The organism is Bacillus sp. ISL-51 (assembly GCF_018613535.1).
GTDB lineage: Bacteria > Bacillota > Bacilli > Bacillales > Bacillaceae > Bacillus.
On sequence record NZ_JAGGQB010000015.1, the window covers coordinates 1 to 23368 of the forward strand.

The 23368-nt window shown below is 45.0% G+C and carries 21 protein-coding genes, 1 tRNA gene, 2 pseudogenes and 1 riboswitch; of the genes and pseudogenes, 8 read left to right on the forward strand and 16 right to left on the reverse strand.

From position 1 onward, the window contains the following. Positions 1-267 precede the first annotated feature (267 nt). A riboswitch (TPP riboswitch) is annotated at positions 268-368 on the forward strand. A 98-nt stretch (positions 369-466) separates the two neighbouring features. Further along, positions 467-1048, forward strand: coding sequence for an energy-coupled thiamine transporter ThiT (thiT, locus tag J7E26_RS16680; protein ID WP_214803662.1), 582 nt, complete (start codon positions 467-469; stop codon positions 1046-1048). Between the two features lie 31 nt (positions 1049-1079). Here the strand turns inward: thiT and J7E26_RS16685 are convergent, their stop codons facing one another. Together J7E26_RS16685 and J7E26_RS16690 are read right to left on the reverse strand one after the other, a co-directional pair. Beyond that, positions 1080-2609: a flotillin lipid rafts scaffold protein FloT gene (locus J7E26_RS16685; protein WP_214803659.1), complete on the reverse strand. Its 1530-nt coding sequence runs from the start codon at positions 2607-2609 to the stop codon at positions 1080-1082. A 17-nt stretch (positions 2610-2626) separates the two neighbouring features. After that, positions 2627-3157: an NfeD family membrane protein gene (locus tag J7E26_RS16690; protein ID WP_214803656.1), complete on the reverse strand. Its 531-nt coding sequence runs from the start codon at positions 3155-3157 to the stop codon at positions 2627-2629. 145 nt (positions 3158-3302) lie between these two features. Here J7E26_RS16690 and J7E26_RS16695 point away from each other — a divergent pair, with 145 nt between their 5' ends. Then, complete coding sequence (locus J7E26_RS16695) at positions 3303-3791, forward strand: DinB family protein (RefSeq protein WP_214803653.1); 489 nt, start codon at positions 3303-3305, stop codon at positions 3789-3791. Position 3792: 1 nt separating this feature from the next. On the opposite strand, the gene J7E26_RS16700 is transcribed toward J7E26_RS16695, so the two are convergent. The 3 genes from J7E26_RS16700 to betB all read right to left on the reverse strand — a co-directional run bounded on the left by J7E26_RS16700 (position 3793) and on the right by betB (position 7142). Beyond that, positions 3793-4374: an MOSC domain-containing protein gene (locus J7E26_RS16700; protein ID WP_214803649.1), complete on the reverse strand. Its 582-nt coding sequence runs from the start codon at positions 4372-4374 to the stop codon at positions 3793-3795. A gap of 69 nt (positions 4375-4443) precedes the next feature. Continuing rightward, positions 4444-5652, reverse strand: a complete 1209-nt coding sequence (gene gbsB, locus J7E26_RS16705; RefSeq protein ID WP_214803645.1) for a choline dehydrogenase — start codon at positions 5650-5652, stop codon at positions 4444-4446. A gap of 17 nt (positions 5653-5669) precedes the next feature. After that, positions 5670-7142 carry a betaine-aldehyde dehydrogenase gene (betB, locus tag J7E26_RS16710; protein WP_214803642.1) on the reverse strand — a complete coding sequence of 491 codons (1473 nt, stop codon included), beginning with the start codon at positions 7140-7142 and terminating at the stop codon, positions 5670-5672. Between the two features lie 201 nt (positions 7143-7343). Between betB and cudC the strand changes: the two genes are divergently transcribed. The 3 genes from cudC (at position 7344) to ktrA (ending at position 9481) form a co-directional block, all read left to right on the forward strand. Continuing rightward, entirely contained in the window at positions 7344-7901 is a 558-nt protein-coding gene (gene cudC, locus J7E26_RS16715) for a transcriptional regulator GbsR (protein WP_214803639.1), read from the forward strand. A gap of 191 nt (positions 7902-8092) precedes the next feature. Then, entirely contained in the window at positions 8093-8632 is a 540-nt protein-coding gene (gene bslA, locus J7E26_RS16720; RefSeq protein WP_214803636.1) for a biofilm surface layer hydrophobin BslA, read from the forward strand. 180 nt (positions 8633-8812) lie between these two features. Further along, a complete protein-coding gene (ktrA, locus tag J7E26_RS16725) occupies positions 8813-9481 on the forward strand; it encodes a potassium uptake protein KtrA (RefSeq protein ID WP_214803633.1) in 669 nt (222 codons plus the stop codon). Positions 9482-9515: 34 nt separating this feature from the next. Here ktrA and J7E26_RS16730 read toward each other — a convergent pair whose 3' ends face one another. The 3 genes from J7E26_RS16730 to hmpA form a co-directional block, all read right to left on the reverse strand. Then, the gene (locus tag J7E26_RS16730) at positions 9516-10361 is read right to left on the reverse strand and encodes a glucosaminidase domain-containing protein (RefSeq protein ID WP_214803630.1); all 846 of its coding nucleotides are present in this window, start codon (positions 10359-10361) and stop codon (positions 9516-9518) included. A 105-nt stretch (positions 10362-10466) separates the two neighbouring features. Beyond that, the gene (gene fosM / locus J7E26_RS16735; RefSeq protein ID WP_214803626.1) at positions 10467-10886 is read right to left on the reverse strand and encodes a FosM family fosfomycin resistance protein; all 420 of its coding nucleotides are present in this window, start codon (positions 10884-10886) and stop codon (positions 10467-10469) included. A 67-nt stretch (positions 10887-10953) separates the two neighbouring features. Beyond that, positions 10954-12138 (reverse strand): NO-inducible flavohemoprotein, encoded by a 1185-nt coding sequence (gene hmpA / locus J7E26_RS16740; protein WP_214814418.1) that lies wholly within the window; start codon positions 12136-12138, stop codon positions 10954-10956. 185 nt (positions 12139-12323) lie between these two features. Between hmpA and J7E26_RS18570 the strand changes: the two are divergent. Further along, a pseudogene (locus J7E26_RS18570) lies at positions 12324-12496 on the forward strand (cupin domain-containing protein); the annotation flags it as partial. Positions 12497-12612: 116 nt separating this feature from the next. Next, entirely contained in the window at positions 12613-12927 is a 315-nt protein-coding gene (locus J7E26_RS16745; RefSeq protein WP_311379530.1) for a tyrosine-type recombinase/integrase, read from the forward strand. 61 nt (positions 12928-12988) lie between these two features. Here the strand turns inward: J7E26_RS16745 and J7E26_RS16750 are convergent. The 3 genes from J7E26_RS16750 to J7E26_RS16760 form a co-directional block, all read right to left on the reverse strand. After that, positions 12989-13061: transfer RNA gene (locus J7E26_RS16750), tRNA-Ala, on the reverse strand. A gap of 110 nt (positions 13062-13171) precedes the next feature. Then, a complete protein-coding gene (locus tag J7E26_RS16755; RefSeq protein WP_214803620.1) occupies positions 13172-14002 on the reverse strand; it encodes an undecaprenyl-diphosphate phosphatase in 831 nt (276 codons plus the stop codon). Between the two features lie 90 nt (positions 14003-14092). Continuing rightward, positions 14093-15253: an AI-2E family transporter gene (locus J7E26_RS16760; RefSeq protein ID WP_214803617.1), complete on the reverse strand. Its 1161-nt coding sequence runs from the start codon at positions 15251-15253 to the stop codon at positions 14093-14095. 169 nt (positions 15254-15422) lie between these two features. Here J7E26_RS16760 and J7E26_RS16765 point away from each other — a divergent pair, with 169 nt between their 5' ends. Next, entirely contained in the window at positions 15423-16409 is a 987-nt protein-coding gene (locus J7E26_RS16765) for a Gfo/Idh/MocA family protein (RefSeq protein WP_214803615.1), read from the forward strand. Positions 16410-16443: 34 nt separating this feature from the next. Here J7E26_RS16765 and J7E26_RS16770 read toward each other — a convergent pair whose 3' ends face one another. From J7E26_RS16770 to J7E26_RS16785, 5 genes and pseudogenes are all read right to left on the reverse strand, one after another. Next, a complete protein-coding gene (locus J7E26_RS16770) occupies positions 16444-16968 on the reverse strand; it encodes a type 1 glutamine amidotransferase domain-containing protein (protein ID WP_214803612.1) in 525 nt (174 codons plus the stop codon). Between the two features lie 64 nt (positions 16969-17032). Next, complete coding sequence (locus tag J7E26_RS18645; RefSeq protein WP_396019848.1) at positions 17033-18010, reverse strand: methyl-accepting chemotaxis protein; 978 nt, start codon at positions 18008-18010, stop codon at positions 17033-17035. After that, positions 18005-19045, reverse strand: a pseudogene (locus J7E26_RS18650) (HAMP domain-containing protein); the annotation flags it as partial. The gene J7E26_RS18645 and the pseudogene J7E26_RS18650, both read right to left, overlap by 6 nt. Before the next feature lie 113 nt (positions 19046-19158). Next, on the reverse strand, positions 19159-21144 hold the full coding sequence (locus J7E26_RS16780) for a methyl-accepting chemotaxis protein (RefSeq protein ID WP_214803605.1): 1986 nt from the start codon (positions 21142-21144) through the stop codon (positions 19159-19161). A gap of 126 nt (positions 21145-21270) precedes the next feature. Beyond that, entirely contained in the window at positions 21271-23256 is a 1986-nt protein-coding gene (locus J7E26_RS16785; RefSeq protein WP_214803602.1) for a methyl-accepting chemotaxis protein, read from the reverse strand. Positions 23257-23368: the final 112 nt, after the last annotated feature.

Here is a 23368-nt window from a genome sequence, read left to right on the forward strand (position 1 = left end):
TATTGAAGCAGCTTTATTATAATAACATTTCGCTTCTTTTATGTCAACAACTTTTTTCATGTTGTTTTTGAAGCATTTTGTTGTTGTCAGCTGTTCATCAGCGACGTTTAATAATATAACATCCTTTAAAACATATTACAATAGTTTTTTCAAAAAAACTCCGCGATTAATTTGTGCAATGCAGTTTTCATTTCTCTTCTATAGAATAAACAAGCTGTCTTGTCGTTTGTACCGTTTTCTTGTATAGTAGGATTGAACTAAATACTTGATGACCACAAGGGGAGCAATAAAGCTGAGAGTGAACGTTTCGTTCTGACCCTTTGAACCTGTCAGTTAACGCTGGCGTAGGGATGTGGCAAAGCCAAATGAATTGCAGTTTGTAAGCAGTGCGTGGAACTTTCCCCATCCTTTCCCGCGCTGCTTTTTTGTTTATCCTTAAGAGGGTTGTCTAGTCAGGGGGAAAACTATGAATCAATCAACACAGCTTGTGCGCTTAATTGAAATAGCGATTATGACCGGGGCAGCCGTCATTCTGGATATTGTGTCCGGTATGTTTCTCCGTATGCCGCAAGGCGGTTCAGTCTCTATTATGATGATTCCGATTTTTTTAATTTCATTTCGCTGGGGGGTGAAGGCCGGACTGACGACGGGGTTGCTTACCGGACTTGTCCAAATCGCCATCGGCAATCTCTTTTTGCAGCACCCGGTTCAGCTTTTACTCGACTACCTAGCGGCTTTTGCTGTAATCGGTTTTAGCGGTTTTTTTGCTTCTGCCGTCCGTAAAGCGGCTTTTGCCAAAAAAAGAAGCGTATTAACCGTACATGTCGTTATCGCGGTGTTTATAGGCAGTGTGCTGCGATATGCTGCTCATGTCATCTCGGGCGCTGTCTTTTTCGGCAGCTATGCTCCAAAAGGGACGCCGGTTTGGATTTATTCTCTCGGTTATAATGCCACTTATATGATTCCTTCTTTTATTATTTGCACAATTGTACTTTGTTTATTATTTATAACTGCACCGCGGCTTCTTGAGACAAAGCGGACAGAATAAAAAACAGCAGGCGTTTACCGCCTGCTGTTTTCTATTCGTGATTCTCTTCGATGCTTGAATCTTTCAGTTCATTTGTCAGCTCATTAATGCTTTGTTTTATGTTTCCTTTACCTGAAAAATTCTCAATGATTTCTTTTACATCTATTCCTGAAGAGGCCTTCAGGCTTTCCTGCAATCCTGCCATTAAATTGGTTGCGTAGCCTGTAACTCTATTGGCTCCGCTGTTTTCACCGTTTCCGCCTGTATCGACGACGGTAATTTTATCAATGTTTGAAAGCGGGGCCGATACTTGCTTCGCATATTCAGGAAGCATCTTCACAATCATATCAAGGATCGCCGCCTGCCCGTATTTTTCGAACGCTTCGGCGATTTTTTCTTTCGCTTCGGCTTCCGCGAGTCCTTTCAGACGAATGACTTCAGCTTCGGTTTCCCCTCTTGCCTTTTCAGCCTCCGCTTTAGCAAGACCGTCTATTCTTACACGCTCGGCTTCCGCCTTCGCCATAGCTTCGATGCTGTACTGCTCGGCGTCTGCTTCTGCGAGCTGCTTCGCTTTTGCGGCAGCGGCCGCTTGTTCTACAGAATAGCGGTCTGCATCAGCTTTTTTCTTCACTTCAGAGTCATATTGGCGCTCACGGCGCAGAATTTCTTTTTCTTCTAATTCAATTTGCTTTTGCCGCTCGATAATTTTGACCTGCATTTCCTGCTCAGTCACCTGCTGGCGGGCTTTTGCGGTTTCGAGATCGTATGCCTGATCGGCATTTGCTTTCGCGGTATCCTGGTCTCTCCGATATTCCGCCATTTTCAGCTGATTGATTTTTTCAGCTTCAGCAATCTCCGTGGCGCGTTCCAATTCTGATTTTTTGGCGTCTTTATCGGCTTCAGCCCGTTTAATTCTTGTCTCTTTATCAGCTTCCGCCGTGGCAATATCCGCATCTCGTTTTACTTGGGCGATTCTCGGCTTACCTAATGATTCGAGATAGCCGTTTTTGTCGCGGACATCCTTAATGGTAAAGGAGACGATCATCAGCCCCATTTTGGCAAGATCCTGGGACGCGACCCGCTGAACTTCTTGAGAAAACTTCTCTCTGTTTTTATAAATTTCTTCTACCGTCATGGAACCGAGGATTGAACGCAGGTGGCCTTCTAACACTTCTCGCGCCTCTTGCTCGCGGTCTTCCTTGGATTTCCCTAAAAATTGTTCAGCAGCAGTCGCGATTTCGCCGATGGAGCCGCCGATTTTAATAATGGCCGTTCCGTCCGCCATGACGGGAACGCCCTGTTCGGTGTATACTTCGGGTGTTGAGACGTCAAGCTTGCTTGACAATAGACTGAGCGGTTCAGCCTGCTGGAAAACCGGCAGTACGAACGTTCCCCCGCCGCGGACGATTTTCAGCCGATTGCCTCCTTCATCAATATGGACATTTTTATTGCCCAGGTAGCTTCCGGTCACGATGAGGGCTTCATCCGGTCCCGCCGTCCGGTATTTTGTAATAAATACAGCAATGAGTGCGATGAGTAAAAAGAATACCACTCCGATGACGATTATAATCGGCATTGTCATATCAAGTTCCCCCTTATTTAAATTGATTCATGCGGTGTTACTGAGAGCACTCCGTCTTTCACGTCTATAATTAATACTGCCGTTCCGTAATTGATCTGCTCGTTATCAAAACTGACCGCGGACTTAGAGACAGCACCGCTGATCCCCTCTATTAAGACCTCCCCATAACCATCTTTCGGAACGGAGGTAATGATTTTGCCGACTCTCCCTCTTAAATCCGCTTCCCGATAAACAAGCGATTCCTCCGCTGATGAAAGCGGCACAAGGACAAAGAAGTGCAGCAAGCTGACCATGAGAACTGAAACAGCAAATGATAGTAATGCAATAACAGGACTTGATAGCGGAGCGGCGATTTCGCCGATATAACCTGAGGCTGAGAAGATCGTCAGAAACGACAATATCAACGCAGGATTCAGAAAAGAGACCGGAATGGCTTCTGCGAGGCCGTGAAAAACATCATTGAAAAAGAGAAACAAAAGCATCAGGCTTCCCGCAATGATAAGTGTGTAAAGATAAATCGTTTGTAACGGAATATGAAATATGTCCACATTCAACCCTCCTTTCGGATGAGATGATGGAGTGCTACTTTATATACGGGCTGCCCGACAAAAGGTTTCAATTTTCAGAAAAACGCACAGGAATACATGAATATAAAAGCTGGATATGGTAATGTTTTCTTAAGGAGGAGATATGATGAGTATTTTTAATGACGCCAGACAGCAGACTTGGGATGAAGTGAAGGGACTCTCGGAAGAGCAATTCAACTGGAAGCCGTCGGCTGATGAGTGGAGCGTGCGGGAAGTGCTTGACCATTTAAAGAAACTTGATGAAACAGCGCATACTCTTTTATCAGAACGCGCAAAGGATGCACCGATAAAAGAAACAGAAGAAAAACCGCTTGTGATGGCAGAAGACAGAACGAACAAACGCACCGCGCCGCCTCACCTTGCGCCTGAACAAGACCACAAATCAATCGTTGAATCGAAAGAGGAATTAGATGTGGCGAGACAGCACTTAACCGCCGTCATTGCTTCATTAAAAGAGGAGGACTTTGAACGAGTGCTTCCGCATCCCGTTTTTCAAGAATTAACGATCCGCCAATGGATTGATTTTATCGGCCATCATGAAAAACGGCACATTAATCAAATAGAAGAAATCAAACAAAAAATCGAAAGGGTCTGACTCAGACCCTTTCGATTTTTTTCTTGGCGCGCTTCGGTTCATAAGAATGAATGTCTATCGTGTCGTCCGCACAAATGTCACCCGGCCGTTCGACGATACAGACAATGCCCCTTTTGCCCAGGGCATGCCGCACAAACGCCGCCGCCAGTTTCGGATGATCCGGGTAATAGGATTGAATGACCTCTCCCGGCTGAATGCACGGATCATTTTCTCCCTCACACAGGAAGGAGGCACCGCTTGGAAAAATGATCCTGCTGCCTTCTTTCAGTAATGTTAATGAAGGGAAACCGCTGATGGCAATATTGGCGCCGAGCCATTCCGGGAAGAGGTTCGGAATCCCCATCGCATCAGCAATCTCATCGCATTCTTCAATTGACACGATTGATATCTGCCTGCGGTTAAAAATTTCGGTTCCTCTCTCATACATCGGTTCCCGCGCTCCCGCTTTTTTGGTCAGGCCAAAATGCAGGTCGCCGGGAATCCCTCCGTAATCCGCATGAAGCTTGTCCATTCTTTTTGTGACAAAGTGTTTCGTATCGGCTTTATATAGCCCTTCAGCCTTTGCTTTTATCCGCTTCCACATAAAACCACCGCCTTGTTGTTGCCATTATCCGTAAAAAACCCCGCTCTGTAAAGAAGCGGGGACATTTTTTTATACTGTTTTCGGCGTCAGGTCAAAGCAGCGTTTGTAAATCCAGTTATATGCTTTCTCATTTAAATCTCTTGGGTTTCCGAATGTTTGCGGATCTTTCATCGCTTCTTTTGATAAGCGCTCAATCATATCCGGAGATACGCCTTGTTCTTCTAAGCTCGGAACCTCTAAATCTTTTACAAGGTCATACATCCAGTTGACAGACGCTTTGGCCGCTTCTTCCGTCGACATTTTGCTTGTGTCAATTCCGAAAGCTTTGGCGATGCGGGCGAATTTTTCCGGATAACCTTTCCAGTTGTATTCCATCACAGGCCCCATCATGGCCGCCACGCACTGTCCGTGAGCGACAGGAATAATGCCGCCGAGAGTCTGGCTCATCGCGTGCGCCGCGCCTGCTGATTCACTGCCGTATGAAAGGCCTGCGAGCATCGCGGCCTGCGCCATGCCGTATCTTGCTTCTACATCCTCTCCGTCAGCAAATGCACGCTTAATATAATGCGCCGCGTATTCAATCGCCATCAGAGCCACGGCGTCAGTAATCGGCTGGGCGAATTTCATCGTATAGCACTCGATGGCATGCGCCAGTGCATCGATGCCTGTCATTGCCGTTACATGCGGCGGCATGGAAACGTGAAGCTCAGGATCAATAACGGTTAGATGCGCGGCGATAAGCGGTCCGCCCGTATTGAATTTAAATTCTCTATCTTCATCTGTGATGACGGCCCATTGCGTAACCTCTGAACCTGTTCCCGCGGTTGTCGGGATCGTTGTCAGCGGAGGGATGCGGTTTTCCAGCGGTTTTTTGCCTTCCGCGGCTTCGTAATCAAGCACGCTTCCTTTATGCATCGCTTCTACACCGATTGCTTTCGCTGTATCCATGGAGCTTCCGCCGCCGACAGCTACAAGGCCGTTGCAGTTTTCTTTTTTGTACAGTTCTGATCCTTCGTTTACGAGGCGTACAGGCGGGTTCGGTTCAACTTTGTTGAACAGTACGACTTCAATGCCCGCTTCCTGTAATGATTCAATGACAGGGTTTGCCACTCCCGCATTATAAATTCCGGGATCTGTGACGAGAAGCGCTTTTGTTACGCCTAACGCGCCAACTTCATGTCCGACGTGTTTAATCGCGCCGATACCGTGCTTGATCACCGTCGGGATTTCGAATGTATGGAATTTATGCATGCTTTCTACTTTCATATTTAATGTCATATTGAATTTCCTCCTTATTATGAATGGAACCAGTTAACAGCTGCAGGTTTTGTGTTGCGATAAATATGTTTGACTTCTGTATATTCTTCAAGGCCGATTTTGCCGAGTTCGCGGCCGAAGCCGGATTGTTTATAGCCGCCCCAAGGCGCTTGCGCGAAATATGGATGGAAATCATTGATCCAAACGGTTCCCATCCGCAGTTTTGCTGCCATCCGTTCGCATTTTTCAATATCTTTGGACCATACTGCTCCGGCCAGGCCGTAAATGGTGTCGTTTGCGAGTCTGACAGCTTCTTCTTCGGAAGAGAATGACTCGACTGTTAAAACAGGGCCGAATATCTCCTCCTGCACAATCCGCATATCAGACGTACAGTTTGAGAAAATAGTAGGTTCATAGAAGAAACCGTTTTGAAGCGCGGGAGCGTCAGGGCGTTTGCCTCCTGTTTCGAGTGTAGCGCCTTCTTCGATTCCGATTTCCACATATTTTTCAACTTTTGCCCGATGCTCGGCGGAAATCAGAGGGCCGCTTTCGGTATCTTCATGAAATCCGCTGCCTAATTTGATGCGTTTCGTGCGTTTAATCAGCTCTGCTAAAAATTCATCATGAATGGCTTCGTCCACTAACAGACGCGAACCTGCCGAACAGACCTGGCCGGCATGGAAAAACACGGCGTTCAGCGCTTGGTCGGCAGCCACTTCAAGATCTGCATCTTTAAACACAATATTCGGGTTTTTGCCGCCAAGCTCGAGAGCAATTTTTTTCACATTGCCGCTTGCCGCCTGCATAATCTTTTTGCCTGTTTCGATTCCGCCCGTAAAGGATACTAAGTCGACTTCAAGGTTTCTCGCAAGCTCGTCGCCGACTGTTGCTCCCGGTCCTAACACGAGATTTGCGACACCTTTCGGAATGCCGGCTTCTTCTATTAATTCAAATACTTTAACCGTCGTCAGCGGAGTGATTTCACTCGGCTTTAATACAATCGTGTTTCCAGCCGCCAGAGCGGGAGCGATTTTCCAGCTTGCCTGCAAGAGCGGATAATTCCACGGCGTAATTTGTCCGCATACACCGATGGGCTCTCTGACAATTTTGCTCACAGAATCGGGGATCGGAGATGAGATAACCTCTCCTCCGTCTTTATCCGCAAGACCGGCATAGTATTGGAATACATTTGCGATATCGTCCATATCGGCTTTGCTTTCTTCAAGTGTTTTTCCTGTATCAAGTGATTCCAGCTCAGCCAGTTCATTCAGATCGCGTCTGATTAATTCCGCAATTTTCAGAACAAATTTTCCGCGCTCAAGTCCGGAAAGCGCCGGCCAGTCTCCTTCATTAAATGCTTTTCTGGCTGCGGCGATGGCTTTTACGGCATCGTCGCGGTCACCTTCGCATACCGTTGCGATTTCTTCTTGATTAAATGGGTTGATGATACGGCGAGTCTGTTTTTTTTCTGCGCTGACCCATTCGCCGCCGATATATAGCGTTTTGCTCATGAGAGTCCTCCTTACCGAACAGAAAGTTTGTTAAATAAAAATTTAATATTTTTAACAATATTAATTTAACATACGTTTTTTTACATGTCAAAACCCAGTTTGTCCTCTTTTTGGTTTTGACTTTTTGTGATGATTCGTTAAGATTAAGAACATAAAGAAATGACTTAACAAATTTAATCTTCAAGAGAAAAGAGGGACAGTATGGATGAAAATCCAGAATTCGCAGCTATAGAACAAGCAAGGGACCTTGTGATTGATTCAATTGCAGAGACGATGGATCTATACGGAATTACCCGGAGCGTCGGGATTTTATATGGAACAATGTATATGAGAGATGAGATGACACTTGATGAAATGCGCGAGGAGCTGCAAATGAGCAAACCGAGCATGAGCACCGGCGTCAAAAAACTGCAGGACTTAAATGTGGTTAAAAAAACCTTTCACCGCGGCATCAGAAAGCATACGTTTGTAGCGGAAAAGGACTTCTTTACGTTTTTCACAAATTTTTTCCCGCCGAAATGGGATCGGGAAGTTCAGGTCAATTTGTCTGCCATCGTTCAAGCCCAGGCGGATTTGCAGGCCGTTTTGGAGAAGGAAGACGGTGATTCGGAATTAAAAGAAGAAGCACGCCATTTATACGATCAGCTCGAAAGCTCAAAAGCCTATTACCATTGGCTGAAACGGCTTGCCGACTCGGTGCAGAGCGGGGAGATTTTTAAATTTATCCCAATAGAAACTAATGAAAAAACGCCTGAATAAACAGGCGTTTTTTCTTGCTTTTTTGTCACTATACGTCGTATTTCCAGAGAACCCCTCAGAAAATATAGGAATATAAACCCATTTACTTCCATTAAAATTGATGGTAAATTTTTATAGGTAAATATTGGTCATTCTCCTCTTGGAGGGCGGGTGATCAGGGTTTACAATATTTTTTAGGGGGATTTGTTAACATGAAACACAAGCTTTTCACATCTTTGATGGCAAGTTTATTCGGCCTTGTTTTGCTGCTCGCTCTTCCGGCAACGTCTTTTGCCGCGGAATCAGGTTCATCCGTTCACGAGCCGGAAATGTCCACAAAAGCAACTGCTACATTATTTGCAAAATACACCGGCGCCAGCCAGCAGGAATGGTCATTTTCTGATATTGAACTGACTTACCGTCCGAACACGATTCTGAGCTTAGGCGTAATGGAATTCACTCTTCCGAGCGGGTTCACTGCAACCACAAAGGATACAGTTAACGGACACGCTTTGCGCGAAAGACAGATTCTTAATAACGGAAAAACGGTCAGACTTCCGTTAAACATTGATTTACTTGGCGCAGCAGAATTCAAGCTGTCTCTGAATAACAAAACGCTTCCTGCTGCGGGTACATATAAATTCCGTGCAGAAAATAAATCATTAAGCATCGGTTCTAAGTTTTATGCTGAGGACACAATTGTTGTCCAAAAGCGCAGCACACCGCCTACACAGCCTTGCAACTGCAAATAATCTCGGTTAAGGCCGGCTCAAGCTCACAACGCTTGTCAGCCGGTCTTTTTTTTTGCTGTGTTTCACATCTTCTATCTTTCATTGACAAACACTTGAAACAGGAGTACATTCTTGGTTGTTGTTTGTCAGCTCAATGTGATGGAAGTAACGAAAAAACAGCTTCATAAGGAGTTATGAGTATTGGGAAGAATAAAAAATAAACAATTTGCCGTTATCGGGCTGGGCCGTTTCGGAGGAAGTATCTGCAAAGAGCTTTTTAAAATGGGGCACGAGGTGCTCGCCATTGATATCAGCGAGGAAAGAGTTAATGCGTACTCCTCTTACGCTACGCACGCTGTCAGGGCAAATGCGACAGAAGAAAGCGAGCTGCATTCGCTCGGCATCAGAAATTTTGAATATGTCATCGTGGCGATTGGCGCCAATATTCAGGCAAGCACCCTAACGACGTTGTTATTGAAGGAACTGAACATCCCTCATATTTGGGTGAAAGCGCAAAATTATTATCATCATAAGGTGCTTGAAAAAATCGGCGCGGACCGCATTATCCATCCTGAAAAGGATATGGGCGTCAGGATCGCGCAGAGCCTTTCAGATGAAAATGTCTTAGATTATATAGATTTATCAGACGAATACAGCATCGTTGAGCTTTTGGCTACGAAAAAGCTGCATTTAAAATCAATTCTTGAGTTGGGCGTCCGATCCAAATTCGGCTGTACCATTCTTGCCGTCAAACATAACGGAGACATTCAGCTTTCCCCTTCTCCGGAGACTGTCATTCACGAATGTGACTGCCTTGTCCTGATGGGGCATAAACATGATATTAAACGGTTTGAGAATGAGGGGATGTAAAAAAAGCCGGCAGTCCGCCGGCTTTTTTCTAAGGTCACGTTTCTTCATTTAATTGTACGGCGGTTTTGTCAACCCAGCCTATCAGCTGGTCGTTCACCTGAAATTGATACCAGACGGATTGCCCGTTTTGTTTTTCAGAAACGACTTTAATATGCTGTCCGGTAAACTTTTGCGCCGACGCAAGTTTAATAGAATGCGGTTCTTTCGATGGTTTTGACCACACGTCTTCAATGGAGCGGTCTTTAATGGCGCCTTTCAGATCAACTGCTTTGAGAGACTCATTGACTTTGTCAAATTCATTCAGGTTATAAGTTTCTATGACGTCTTTAATTTTTTCTGCATAGTCCGGATCGGTGGCGTAGCCTGATTTTTGAAGAGCGGCAGCAGCCGTTTTGTAATCGCCCGCTTCCAATACAGGCTTGTACTTCTTTTTATTCCACGATGTGCCGTTGACAAATAATTTGGCATGGTCGTCCATGGATTCAAAGAACGTACTGTACTTGCGGAATTTCGCCCGGATCGTTTTTCGTTTTCCCTTTTCAAACTCATCTGTATTCATCGTGACATGCTTTCCTTTATAATCACCTTTCACACCGAACAGATTGCGGGCTTTTCCCGCAAGCTCACTGTTCCCCCAATCCGATTCCAGAATCGCCTGTGCCAGGGTGATGCTCGGAAGGACATGATACTTCTCATATAAAATTTGAGCGTGCCCGGAAAGGCTGTCAATAAAGACCTGCTGCTCATCCACCTCTTCAGGCGGTTTTTCCTCTGTTACGATGAATTTGGAAAACACCATTGAAATCAGAAATAATCCGAATATAAGAGATACAGCAAAAAGGCCGGCAAGCACCTTTTTTGTCTTTGCTTTCTTTTTCATATCAACCTTCCTTTAATTCCGAATGACTAGATTTATAATTTTACTGTTCATTGATGAAAATTTCAATAAAATAGGGAAAAAGACGGAGGAAGGCCGTCTGTTTTTCTAGTAAAACTCCATATGGCTTTTTTCTTTTTGATAATAGTCCAGTCTGTCTTCCAATGTACCGGTGTGAAACTCAAATTTATGGCCGTCCGGATCAGTAAAATAGATAGACTTTTTATCTCTTACATCTCTTTCTCTTCCCGTCAGTATATGAACTTTCAGCTGTTTCAGGTGACGATGGATGTCCTCAAAGTCCTCTTCATCGATTGAGAAGGCGATGTGCGTGTATGACTGATGAATTTCATGGCGGGGAATATCGCTTTCTTCGTTGAGGGCAAGCCACATTCCGTTCAGGTCAAAATAAGCCGTTTTTTTTCCTTTCACTAGCAGCTTTGTGCCAAACACCTTTTGATAAAACGCGATGGAGATTTCTAAATCGGCTACGGAAAATAAAAAATGATTCAGTCCTTTTACGTTCATGTTATCCTCCCGAAAAATGCGTATATCCGCCATTATATCATCCAAAAAACCCCTCTGTGAGGGGTTTTTAATTAGCCTGTGCCATGCTTAGCTGCGGGCCGAATAATTCATAGCGAACGGATTGCGGATCAAATCCGAGTTCGATGATCATGCCGTTCATTTGTGTCATAAATGGAGCAGAGCCGCACAGGTAGAATTCAGTATCTTGCTTCAGGTTCAAACGTTCAAGAAAATCCTGATCGATTCGCCCTTCGTAAAAAGACTTGTCTCCCGAGCGGTCTTCTTGTGTCGGGTCGCTGTATATAAAGATGGTTTTCATGTATGGATGGTTTGCTGCCGCTTCCTCCGCCTCTTTACGGAATGCCGCGTAATCTCCGTTTTTAGCCGCATGAATAAAGATAATGGAACGCTTGGGCTGTTTTTCGGCAGCCGTTTTCAGCATGCTCATCATCGGCGTAATACCGGCGCCCGCGCTGATTAAAACCGCTGTTTTTCCGGAAGACGTCAGCGTGAAATCTCCGGCTGGGGCGCTGATGTCCAGGACATCACCCTCATGGACATGATCGTGAAGATGAGACGAAACTGCTCCGTCCTTTTTCACAGAAATTCGGTAATGACCTTTTCCGGAAGCGTCAGACATGCTGTACTGGCGAATGTGCGTATAAGGTGAATCCGCAATCCGCACTTTGACGCTGATATATTGTCCCGCTTCAAACTTCGGCAGCGGAAGGCCTTCGGTCGGTTTTACATAAAATGATGTGATGTCTTTGCTTTCTTTCATTTTCTTTATAACAGTGAAGCCTTTATACCCCTGCCAGCCGGCTTGCTTGTACATCTCGTTTTCAACGCCGATAAACGCGTCTGCGATAATACCGTACGCTTTTTCCCACGCCTGCATGATGTCAGGAGCAGCGGCATCTTGCAGCACGTCTTTTATGGCCAGCAGCAAATACTTTCCTACGATCGGATAATGTTCCGGCTTCACCCCAATGCTTGTGTGCTTATAACCGATCTGTCTGACCGCTGGAATGATATTTTCTAATTGATCAATATTGGCAGCGGCCGCAATTACCGCATTAGCCAATGCTGCCCGTTGGGTTTGTTTCTTTTGATTGGTTTGGTTAAACATATTCAGAAGCTCAGGATGATCTTGAAACATCAGGTTATAAAAGCGTCCGGTAATGTCTTCTCCTTTTGTTTTCAATACAGGTACAGTGCTTTTTATGATGTTTATTGTTTTCTCATCCAACATGTTCGTCTCAACCCTTCTAAAAGATGTATTTTAAATACACCTTTATAGTAAGGGGTATTTCGAATAAAAGATATATATAAAATGAATGTTTAATAAAGTCGTCACAATATTATTTAACTTATGGTAATTATGGGTTTTTATCCCTCTAAATGTTGTACACATTCATCATAAAAGCAGGGGTTTGAATATCTCTTCGTTTTACGTTTCCAAATACGCAGTTCACTTTCCGGAAACGTTAGCCGTATGTTTACAAAGGATCGTCGTAACCTTCAATGTATTGGGGATTAAACAGTTAAACACGCTTGAACATCTATCTATATTAGATATCTTCCTCAGCAAAACAAACGTATCCGAACCCAAGTTCACATCCGTCTCTCTAACCATATTTCACAAAATATTTAAAAAATAAAAATTCTCTCGTAATCTCTGATAAATTTCGTAGCTTTTTCTCCTAACAGCCCTCCCAAGAGGGTTGTGATTCCTTCAGTAAGCATAGGTTTACAATTTCTGTTAAAATCAGCAAAAAGCCCCCATTTTACGAGGAACAAGTCCGGGCTCCATGATCTGCGACATGCTATGGCAGCTCTCATTATAGAAACCGGCGAAAATATGAGCGCAATTCAAAAACGGGCCGGTCATGCAAGCCGACGAATAACAGCCGATATTTATGGACATGTGACCGAAAAACTTGAAAATGAGACAGCTGGATTTTTCGATCAATATAACCCTAAATTGAATGCGAAAAGTAACGAAATTTTGGTCCCCAATTCGTCCCCAATTGCTTTTTAAGTACAATGGCTCTGTTCCTGAAAAACAAAAAAACCCTTGATCATATCAAGGGTTTCGGGTATGGAGCCAAGGGGGCTCGAACCCCTGACCTCTACGCTGCCAGCGTAGCGCTCTCCCAGCTGAGCTATGGCCCCGTGCGGTAACGTCATGTTTTATTATAGACGAGTTTTCTTCAGAATTCAATAGGAAATTTAGTTGCTGGTACTTATAAAAAAAGAAGACCCTTACGCGGGGTTTTCTTTTTTTATACCACAAGCATCAGTAAGATCACGCCGAGAATGATACGGTAAATGGCGAAAGGCACGAGTTTGATTTTATTAATGAGGCGAAGAAAAAATTTAACGACTAAGAGAGCGACAAAAAAGGCGCTGATGAAGCCGATAAGAAAAAACGGGATCATGTCGGATGAGAGGCTGTCCCAGTATTTCACCAGCTTTAAAAGGCTGGCTCCCGCCATAATCGGAATAGCCATAATAAACGTAAAATCGGCTGCCGCTCTGTGTTTCAAGCCGAGGATGACGCCGCCGGCAATCGTTGACCCTGAGCGGGAAAAGCCCGGCCATAGGGCGAGACATTGGAATAAGCCGACACAGAGGGCCTGTTTGCAGGAGATTCGGTCAACCGTATCGGTCGTTTCTTTCCTTTTATTGATCCAGTCTGCCGCAAGCATGAGGATGGCTCCGGCAATTAACCCGAAGGCCACTGTTCTTACGGAAAATAAGTATCGGTCAATGTAATCCTCAAATAAAAAGCCGAGAATTGCCGCCGGGACAAGTCCGATCGCTATTTGCGCAATGGTGAGCCTGTGCCCTTTTTCCTGATCGCGTGTCACATTCTTTTTGAGGCCCAGTAAATTTAAAATCCGATCCTTAAATACAATCGCCACCGCCAATATGGAGCCCAGCTGAATGACCACCTTAAAGGAATTGGCAGCTTCAGGATTCATCAGATTGCCGGATTTCAGCCAGATGTCATCCGCTATGATCATATGTCCCGTTGAAGAAACCGGCGCGTATTCCGTTAACCCTTCAACTATCCCTAAAACGGCTGCTGTGAACATTTCCCATAGTGTCATCTTATTCTTCCCTTCATTAAGCATTTACAAAAGAGAAGCTCTCCCCTAGAGGAAAGCCTGTCTCTTATAAATATCAGATCCGTCCCGTTTTTATGCCTTGGGAGCCGCATCATTTTTTTCTTCTTCGTATAAATGCGACCGCATTTTAAACCAATCAAACAAGTGGGTCGTGACCACTTTAATGACCGCGTAACCCGGGATGGCCAAAATAATGCCGACAACGCCGAACAGTTTTCCGGCGGTCAACAGGACAAAGATGATGGTAATCGGGTGAATGTGAAGGTTTTTCCCCATAATTTGCGGAGAAATTAATTTTCCTTCCACAAGCTGGACAATGGTCCAGACAATCGCAAGCTTCAGCAGCATAAACGGAGAAGTCACCAAAGCGATAATGATAGCCGGCGTGATGGCAATCGTCGGCCCTAAATACGGCACAACGCTTGTACAAGCGGCAATGACCGCAAGCAGCGAGGCGTAATCAAGCCCGATAATCAGATATCCGATAAATAATAAAAAACCGATACAGAAGCTGACGATAACCTGGCCTCTGATATAGGAGCTTAATCTGTGGTTCATCTCGCTCAGCATCGTGTACGTTTGTTCCTTTAAACGGGTCGGCACAAACTTTAAGATATAGATAGGCAGTTTTTTTCCGTCTTTCAGCAAGTAGAACAGAATAAACGGAACGGTAACGATAGAAATTATAACCTCAGTCAGTGCGCCGATAAAATTTCCGACGCCGGTAAATGTGCTGTTCGCTATCGTCGCAGCCTGAGCCGAAGCTTTATTTGCCAAATCGGAAATGTTAATATTCATCGTCTTCTGCGCCTGATTCACAAAATCGCTTCCAATCAGATTTTTCGACTGATCTTCAACGATATCCACATATCTCGGCAGATTGTCGATCAGGCTCATGATCTGTTCCTTTAAAAACGGAATGATCGATACGATGGTGATCGTAATTAATCCTATAATGATGAGATAAAGGATCAAAATGGAATAGACCCTTTTCACTCTTACATTTTCGAGTATATCTACGATCGGATTGAGTAAATAAAAAACAATTCCTGTCAAAATGACGGGGAGCGCAATCGTTTTGAGCAGGACGATAATTGGTGTGAAAATAAACGATGTTTTTGTAAAAACAAGGATATTGAGACCGATGAGCAGCAATACAAGCAAAAACAAGACAAATTTATTGTCTAAGAAAAACTGTTTAAATCGGCCGCCCCATGTTTGCAATGTTTCCACTATTGTTCCTCCATCATACGTATTTTACCTAAATTGTACACTATCGTTCCTATAATGAAAAATATAAACCAGCCTCTTTGGGAAATTTTCCTACGCATTCATACCGTAAACTATTTTGCTTTTATGTTTGTGCTATAATGAAAGACAGTAAACAGAAGGAGCGATAGCAATGATTCGGTTTGCAACAGTAGGAACGAATTGGATTACAGACCGCTTCCTCCAAGCGGCTTCCGCTATTGACCATTTTCAATTGGCGGCGGTTTATTCAAGATCAGAGGAACGGGCCAGGGAATTTGCCAGTACCCACGGTGCAGCACATCATTTCACAAGCCTGGAAGAGATGGCGAAAAGCGGAAGCTATGACGCGGTTTATCTTGCCAGCCCAAACGCATTCCATAAAGAACAGGCAATCCTTTTTATGAAGCACGGAAAGCATGTGCTGTGTGAGAAACCGTTTGCTTCTAACGCACGGGAAACAGAAGAAATGATTAAAACAGCCAAGGCAAACGGCGTTTTGCTGATGGAAGCGATGAAAACCACCTTCCTGCCCAACTTTAAATTGATTAAAAACCACTTACATAAAATCGGAGCAATCCGCAGATTTACGGCAAGCTATTGCCAATATTCATCACGCTATGATGCTTTTAAAAACGGAACGGTGCTTAACGCGTTTCAGCCGGAATTATCAAACGGTTCTTTAATGGATATCGGCGTGTATTGTATTTATCCGGCGGTCGTACTGTTCGGAAAACCGAAAGAGGTAAAAGCAACCGGTTACAGATTATCTACAGGCGTTGACGGCGAGGGCACGGTGATTCTGTCATATGACGGATTTGAAGCGGTGCTCATGCACTCAAAAATTTCGAATTCCTATGCTCCGGCAGAGATACAGGGAGAAGATGGCACCATCGTGCTGGACAGCATTCACGGACCGGAGAGAGCGGAGATCCGTTATCGTGACGGGCGCGTGGAAGACATTTCTGTTCCTGATACGAAACCAGCCATGTATTACGAAACGGCTGAATTCGTATCACTTCTTGAAAACCATCAGCTTGAGTCTTCCGAAAATACATTTGAACGCTCGTTCATCACGGCAAACATTATGGAAGAAGCGAGAAAACAAATGGGAATTGTGTTTCCCGCCGACCGAAACTAAAAACATCCGCCCGGAGTTACGGGCGGATGTTTCTTTATTTGGCCGCTAAAACATCGGCAAATGCTTTTGCATATTGCGGGAGATCAGGCGGACGGCGGCTTGAAACAATATGGCCGTCTGTTACGACAGCCTCATCCAGCCACTCCGCCCCGGCGTTTGTCATATCGTCTTTGATGCCGGGCGTGCTTGTCACTTTTTTTCCTGCCAGTATTCCGGCTGATATCAGCACCCAGCCCGCGTGGCAGATTTGGCCGATCGGCTTTTTCTGCTCGTTCATCGTGCGAATGATTTCAAGAACCTCCGGGTATCTCCTCAATTTGTCAGGAGCCCAGCCGCCCGGCACGAGCACGGCATCATACTCCTGGATAATCAGGCTCTTAAAATCATAATCCGCTATTGCAGGCACGCCGTATTTTCCTTTATATGAACGGCCCGCTTCTTCTCCTATTAAATGAACAATTGCCCCTTCTTCCCGTAACCGATAGACGGGATACCAAAGCTCTAAATCTTCAAAATCATCACTGACCAGCGCTATGACTTTTTTCCCTTCGAGTCTCATCGTAACACTCCCTTCTTATGTTCAAGTGTATCGTTTTTTTCGGCGGGAGGAAAGAAACAGCTCGTTACAGCTGTTTCCCGGCTTTGTTTTCTGATTCAATGGTAAATTTCCGTGTGACCTGCTGCAGTTCTTCGGCCATATGGGCAAGCGTTTCAGCGGATGAGCTGATTTCTTCCATAGAGGCAAGCTGTTCTTCGGCGGACGCGGCAATGTCTTGAATGCTGGCGGATCCTTCTTTGGCGACAGCGTTAATGTCATCCACCGCGTTTGTCACGTTTTGCGACCCGGCCGCAAGCTGCTCAAGCGTTCCGTTCATATGCTGTAAAGCGCCTGAAATCTGTGTCGTCATCTCCGAGATTTTTTTGAAGCTTTCGGACGTTTGATCAGTAATGCTGAGGCCTTCCTTCACATCTTGATTCACCGCTTGGAATACAGAAAGCGATGTGGCGATTTCTTTGACGATTTCTTGAATCAGCGTTTCAATTTCTTTAGCGGAGTCAGCTGATTGCACGGCAAGCTTTCTCACTTCTTCGGCTACGACAGAGAAGCCCCGTCCGTATTCGCCGGCTCTGGCCGCTTCGATGGCGGCGTTTAAGGCAAGCAGATTCGTTTGATCGGCAATGCCGTTAATGACGTTCAGAATGCTCGTAATATCTTGTGACTTCGTTTCTAATCCTTTTACGACCGCTTCCGCCTGCTGAACGGAACGATCAATTGTTTTCATCTGGCCGACGGTTTTCGCCACTAATTCTTCTCCGCTTCCGGCCGTATCAGAGGTTTGAATGGCGGATTCGGTAATGCCTGCCGATACATTCGCCGTCTCGGCAATGCCTGCATTCATTTTGGAAAGATGTTCTGCGCTTTCTTCCAATTTCTCGCTCTGGGATTCGTTTCCGTTCGAAAATTGTTCAATCGCCAATGTAATATGCTCTGTCGCTTTGCTCGTCTGCCCGGCAGATGCCGTCAGCTCTTCTGAAGAGGAAGCCACATGCTCTACTGACGATTGAATGACGCCAATGACAGATCGCAGTGACGCTGACATCTCATTAAAGCTTTGGCTGAGCTGGCCGAATTCGTTTTTCGATTTAATGTCAATTACTTCTGTTAAATCACCATCGCTGATTTTAGCGGATGTCGAGACAAGCTTTTTGAGCGGTCTTGAGATTGAGCGAATGATATAAATGATTAAAATGCCGCCGACGATAAGAGAAACAGCAAGGATGATGAGCGCCATATTCATAACGGGAGCGGCTGCGTCATGGATTTCACTGACAAAGAAAGTGCCGGCGATTTTCCAGCCTGTCAATTTGTTTGTCGTGAAGGCCATTTTCTTTTGCTGTCCTTCAAACATGTATTCAAACGTTCCGCTTGTTTTTGAAAAAACTTCTTTTGTCCAGCCCCCTGAACCTGCCGTTCCCGGTTTAATGGTCGGATGGGCGATGTATTTTTTATCTCCCGTTGTAATAAAAGCAAATCCTTTATGACCGATCTGCACGCGTTCGGAAGCGGTAAGCAGGTCGTCCAGGTTGATATCAAGAGCGACAACGCCCGATCCGTCTTTTGTCTGTTTGGCAATTGTCACGACGGTTTTTCCGTTTGATGCGTCTTTATAAGGCTCGGTGAATACAGGCTGTCCGTTTTTTTCAACTGCTTTTGTATACCAGCCGCGTGTTACCGGATTATAATCGGCCGGCATTTCAGTTGACGGATATTTAACGAATGCTTTGTCGGCGGACGCGGCATACACTGATTCAACATCGTCGTTTACTGTGACATACTGCTTCATATTTTCAAGCAGTATGGATTTGTTTTTTGGTTTCAGTTTGTCCTTGGTGATTGATTCACTGTAATAATCGATGGCTTTCAGCTTGCCATCCAGCATGTTTTCCAGCACGCTGTTTAATTCGTTGACATTTCCTTGGGCGCTGTGTGTCAGTTCGCTTTCTAACGAACTTCCCGCCGTTTGATAGCTGAAGTAGGCGAGTATGCCGACCGGCAGCACCAGTACGGCCAAGAATGCCGCGATAAGCGGCTTGCTGATGGATGGCTGTTTGATCCAATGTATCAGTTGTTTCATTTTTTCAGTCTCCTTCTTTCAAAAGCTAAATCTAATATCGTCAGATAGGACAAAAGATTTATTAAAAAAACTAAAAAAAACACCCAACGTGTAAGTTTGGGTGTTTTTATCTATTATTCTATTTTAAAGCGTTTCGTCATATCACGTAGTTCTTCCGCCATTTGTGACAATGTTTCTGATGACGAGCTGATTTCTTCCATCGATGCCAGCTGCTCTTCAGCGGAGGCGGCGATGTCTTGGATGCTGGCGGAGCTTTCTTTCGCGATGGATGCGATATGTTCAGAGGCTCCTGAGATTTGCTGTGAACCGGCTGTCAGCTGTTCTACAGTGGCGTTCATATTTTGGATTTCTCCGGCAATTTGGCTTGTCATTTCAGAAATCCGTTTGAAGCTTGTTTCGGTTTGATTCGTAATATCAAGACCGCTCTCTACTTCCCGGTTGACGGATTGGAACATGCCGAGAGACGTGTTGATTTCTTTTACGATTTCCACGATTAAGCTTTCGATTTCTTTAGCCGAATCAGCTGATTGCACGGCAAGCTTTCTGACTTCTTCAGCGACGACAGAGAAACCCCGTCCGTATTCTCCGGCACGCGCCGCTTCGATTGCCGCATTCAGCGCGAGAAGGTTTGTCTGATCGGCGATTCCGTTAATGACGCGGAGAATGTTTGTGATGTCTTTTGATTTTGTTTCCAGACCGCGCACGACGTTTTCCGCTTCTTTCACGGATTGGTCAATGATGTTCATTTGGCCGACCGTTTGGTGAACAAGCTGTCCGCCTGAATTGGCGACTTCCGCAGATTTTACGGAGGACTCCGTAATGACGGCCGATGCTTTCGCCATATCTTCAAGTCCGGTATTCATTTGATAAATATGTTCCGCGGCGCTTTCAATTTTTTCACTTTGGCTTTCATTTCCGTTTGAAAATTGTTCAATCGCCAGTGTAATGTGTTCGGTTGCCTTGCTTGTCTGCTCCGCTGAAGCTGTCAGCTCTTCTGAGGAAGACGCGACGTTGTTCACGGAATCCTGAATCGCATGAATCAAAGAACGGAGTGAGGCCGCCATATTGTTAAAGCTTTTGCCCAGCTCGCCCAATTCATCTTTTGATTGAATTTTAATCGTTTCTGTCAAATCGCCTTCGCTGATCCGTTTGGATGTCGTCACGAGCTGCTTGAGCGGTTTTGTAATCGAGCGGATGATCAGCACCATGACGATTGTTCCGATGACAATGGCTAATACCAGAACGAGCAAGGACAGGTGTAGGATCGGCAGTGCGGCTTCATGAATCTCGTCCAAATAAATCGTTCCGCTGATTTTCCAGCCCGTTAACTCATTGGTGTCATAAGCCATTTTCTTCTTTTCACCGTCGTAAACGTATTGAAAATCTCCTTTTTTGCTGCTGTAAAGCTGATCGGCCCAATCACCGTCTAATGCAGTGCCGGGCGTTCTGTTCGGATGGGCGACAACTTTTTTGTCTTTCGTCAGGATAAACGCGTAGCCTGATTTTCCGATATTCACTTTTTTCGTGGTTTTCAGGATCTCTTCAATTTTCATATTAATGGCTACCACTCCGGAGCCGTCTTTCGTCTGCTGAACGACCGTGACGACCATCGTATTGGTTGAAGCGGTGCGGTAAGGGTCTGTTACGACAACTTTCCCCTTGCTTTCAACGGCTTTTTTATACCAATCTCTTTCAACCGGATTATACCCTTTCGGCATCTGCAAATCGGGATACCGTGTGAAATGGCCTTTTGTGTCACTCGTATAGATGGATTCCACATCTTTATTGATCTTCATATACTCTGTGAATTTATCTGTCATTTGCGCTTTGTTTTTCGGCTTGTATTTATCTTCAGTAAGCCACTCGCTGAAATAAGCGGCACCGTCTTCTTTTTGGCTGATGCTTGTATTGATCAGATTATTGATTTGCTGCACATTCTCTAACGCGCTGCCCATCACCTGCCTGTCAAGCGTGCTCACCGCCGATTGATAAGCAATAAAAGCAAGTACTGAAACAGGAAGAATGAGAACGGCTAAAAAAGAAATGAGAAGTTTTCTCGTAAGCGACCGCTGCTTGATGATTTGTACAATTTTTTTCATCTACTATATCTCCTCTAGCTGGTTTACCCTTCATATCGGCAATTATGGGTAAATATACATATCCATTAAGAAGAAATATATCGAAAGATACTTTTTACCTATTATAAAATAGTCTTTTAGACTTAATTAAGAGGTTATTTTAAAGCGCTTTGTTAATTCCCGAAGCTCTTCGGCCATTTTTTCCAGCGTTACGGCTGATGAACTGATCTCCTGCATAGATGCAAGCTGCTCTTCGGCGGAAGCCGCGATGTCCTGGATGCTTGCCGCGCTTTCTTTAGAAACGGCCGCGATGTCCTCTGATGCGCTTGATACTTCCTGAGAGCCGGAGGAAAGCTGTTCCACAGTCGCATTCATATTTTGCAGCTCCCCGGCGATTTGGTTTGTCTTTACCGAAATGTCCCGGAAGCTTTTTTCCGTTTCATTTGTTAACACAAGGCCGTTTTTTACCTCATGATTGACGGATTCCAGCATACCGAGGGATGTATGGATTTCCTTGACGATTTCATGAATCAAGGTTTCGATTTCTTTCGCTGATTCGGCGGACTGGACGGCGAGCTTACGCACCTCTTCGGCAACGACGGAGAAACCGCGCCCGTATTCTCCCGCTCTTGCAGCTTCAATGGCGGCATTTAAAGAAAGAAGGTTCGTTTGATCCGCAATGCCGTTTATCACCCCCAAAATGCTGGTGATGTCTTTTGATTTTAATTCAAGCCCTTTTACGACTTGTTCCGCTTCACTTACCGAAAGATCAATAGTGCTCATTTGGCCGGCTGTTTTTCGGACAAGCTGTTCGCCGGCGCCGGATATCTCCGCTGATTCAATTGAAGATTCCGTAATAACGGCAGCGGCTTCCGCTAAGTCACTGAGCCCGTCTTTCATTTCATTAACTTGTTCTGTCGCTCTGTCAATGCTGTCACTTTGGCTTTCTGTTCCGTTAGAAAATTGTTCTATAGAATAGGTAATATGCTCTGTTGCTTTACTCGTCTGTTCAGCAGAAGCCGTCAGCTCCTCTGAAGATGAAGCCACGTATTCAACGGAATCCTGAATGCCTTGAATGACTGAACGGAGTGAATCTGTCATATGATTAAAGCTTTTACTGAGCACGCCCAGCTCATCTTTGGAACTGACTTCAATTCTTTCGGTCAAATCGCCGGCGCTGATTTTTTCAGCAGAGGCCACGAGGCGTTTTAACGGCTTTGTGATGGAGCGGATGACGAAATACCCGAATATGATTCCGGCCGCAATGGCAATGACCAATACGATAACGGCCATGGTCAGAACAGGCTTTGCCGCATCTTTAACTTCATCCGCGGACATCGTTCCGCTGATTTTCCAGCCTGTCGCTTCATTGGTGACAAACGCCATTTTTTTCGCATTGCCGTTAAACATGTATTGAAAGTCGCCTTTTTTCTCGCTGTATAAAGTATCAACCCATTTTCCTGACAGTGTTGTTCCCGCTTTTTCACCGCTGTAGGCGACGGCTTTTTTATTTTTGCTGAGGATAAAGGCATAGCCTTCTTTTCCAATATTGATTTCTTTTGTCATAGTCACGAGGTCGCCGATCTTAATATCAATCGCGACGACGCCTGACCCGTCTTGTGCCGCACGCGCCATGGTGACGACCATCTTTCCGTTTGAAATGGACTGATAAGGGTCAGTTATGATGGTTTTGTCTTTATTCTCCATGGCTTCTTTGTACCAGCTTCTTTCAAGCGGATTGAAATCGGCCGGCATATCGGCATGGGGGTAGCGTGTAAACGTTCCGTCCTTGCCGCTTGAAAAAATAGCGGCTGCCTTATCGTTGCTTTCAATGAATTGCTTGAATCGGTCTTTCATTTCCGTGCGGTTCTTTTCCTTAAACTTTGCATTTGTCGCCCACTCGCTGAAATACACCGAGCTTTTTGTAAATGTTCCGATCCGGTCGTCAATCATATTATTTAAGATTTGCACATTCCCCTTGGCGCTTTCCATCATTTGGCTTTCAACGGAGGAAGCCGCCGACCGGTAGGCGCTTGCCGCCAATACAGCCACCGGAATAATTAAGATGAGTAAAAATGAAGTGATGAGTCTTCTGGCTATTGATTTTTTTGCGGTGCTTGCTGTTTTTTTCATTTTTTAACCTCTTTCAAACATTTACACTTTATATCGGTATACTCCCTTTTTATTACATTGAAAATATAGGAATAAATGAAATTTAGTTCTATATACTCCCGCAAAACACGTG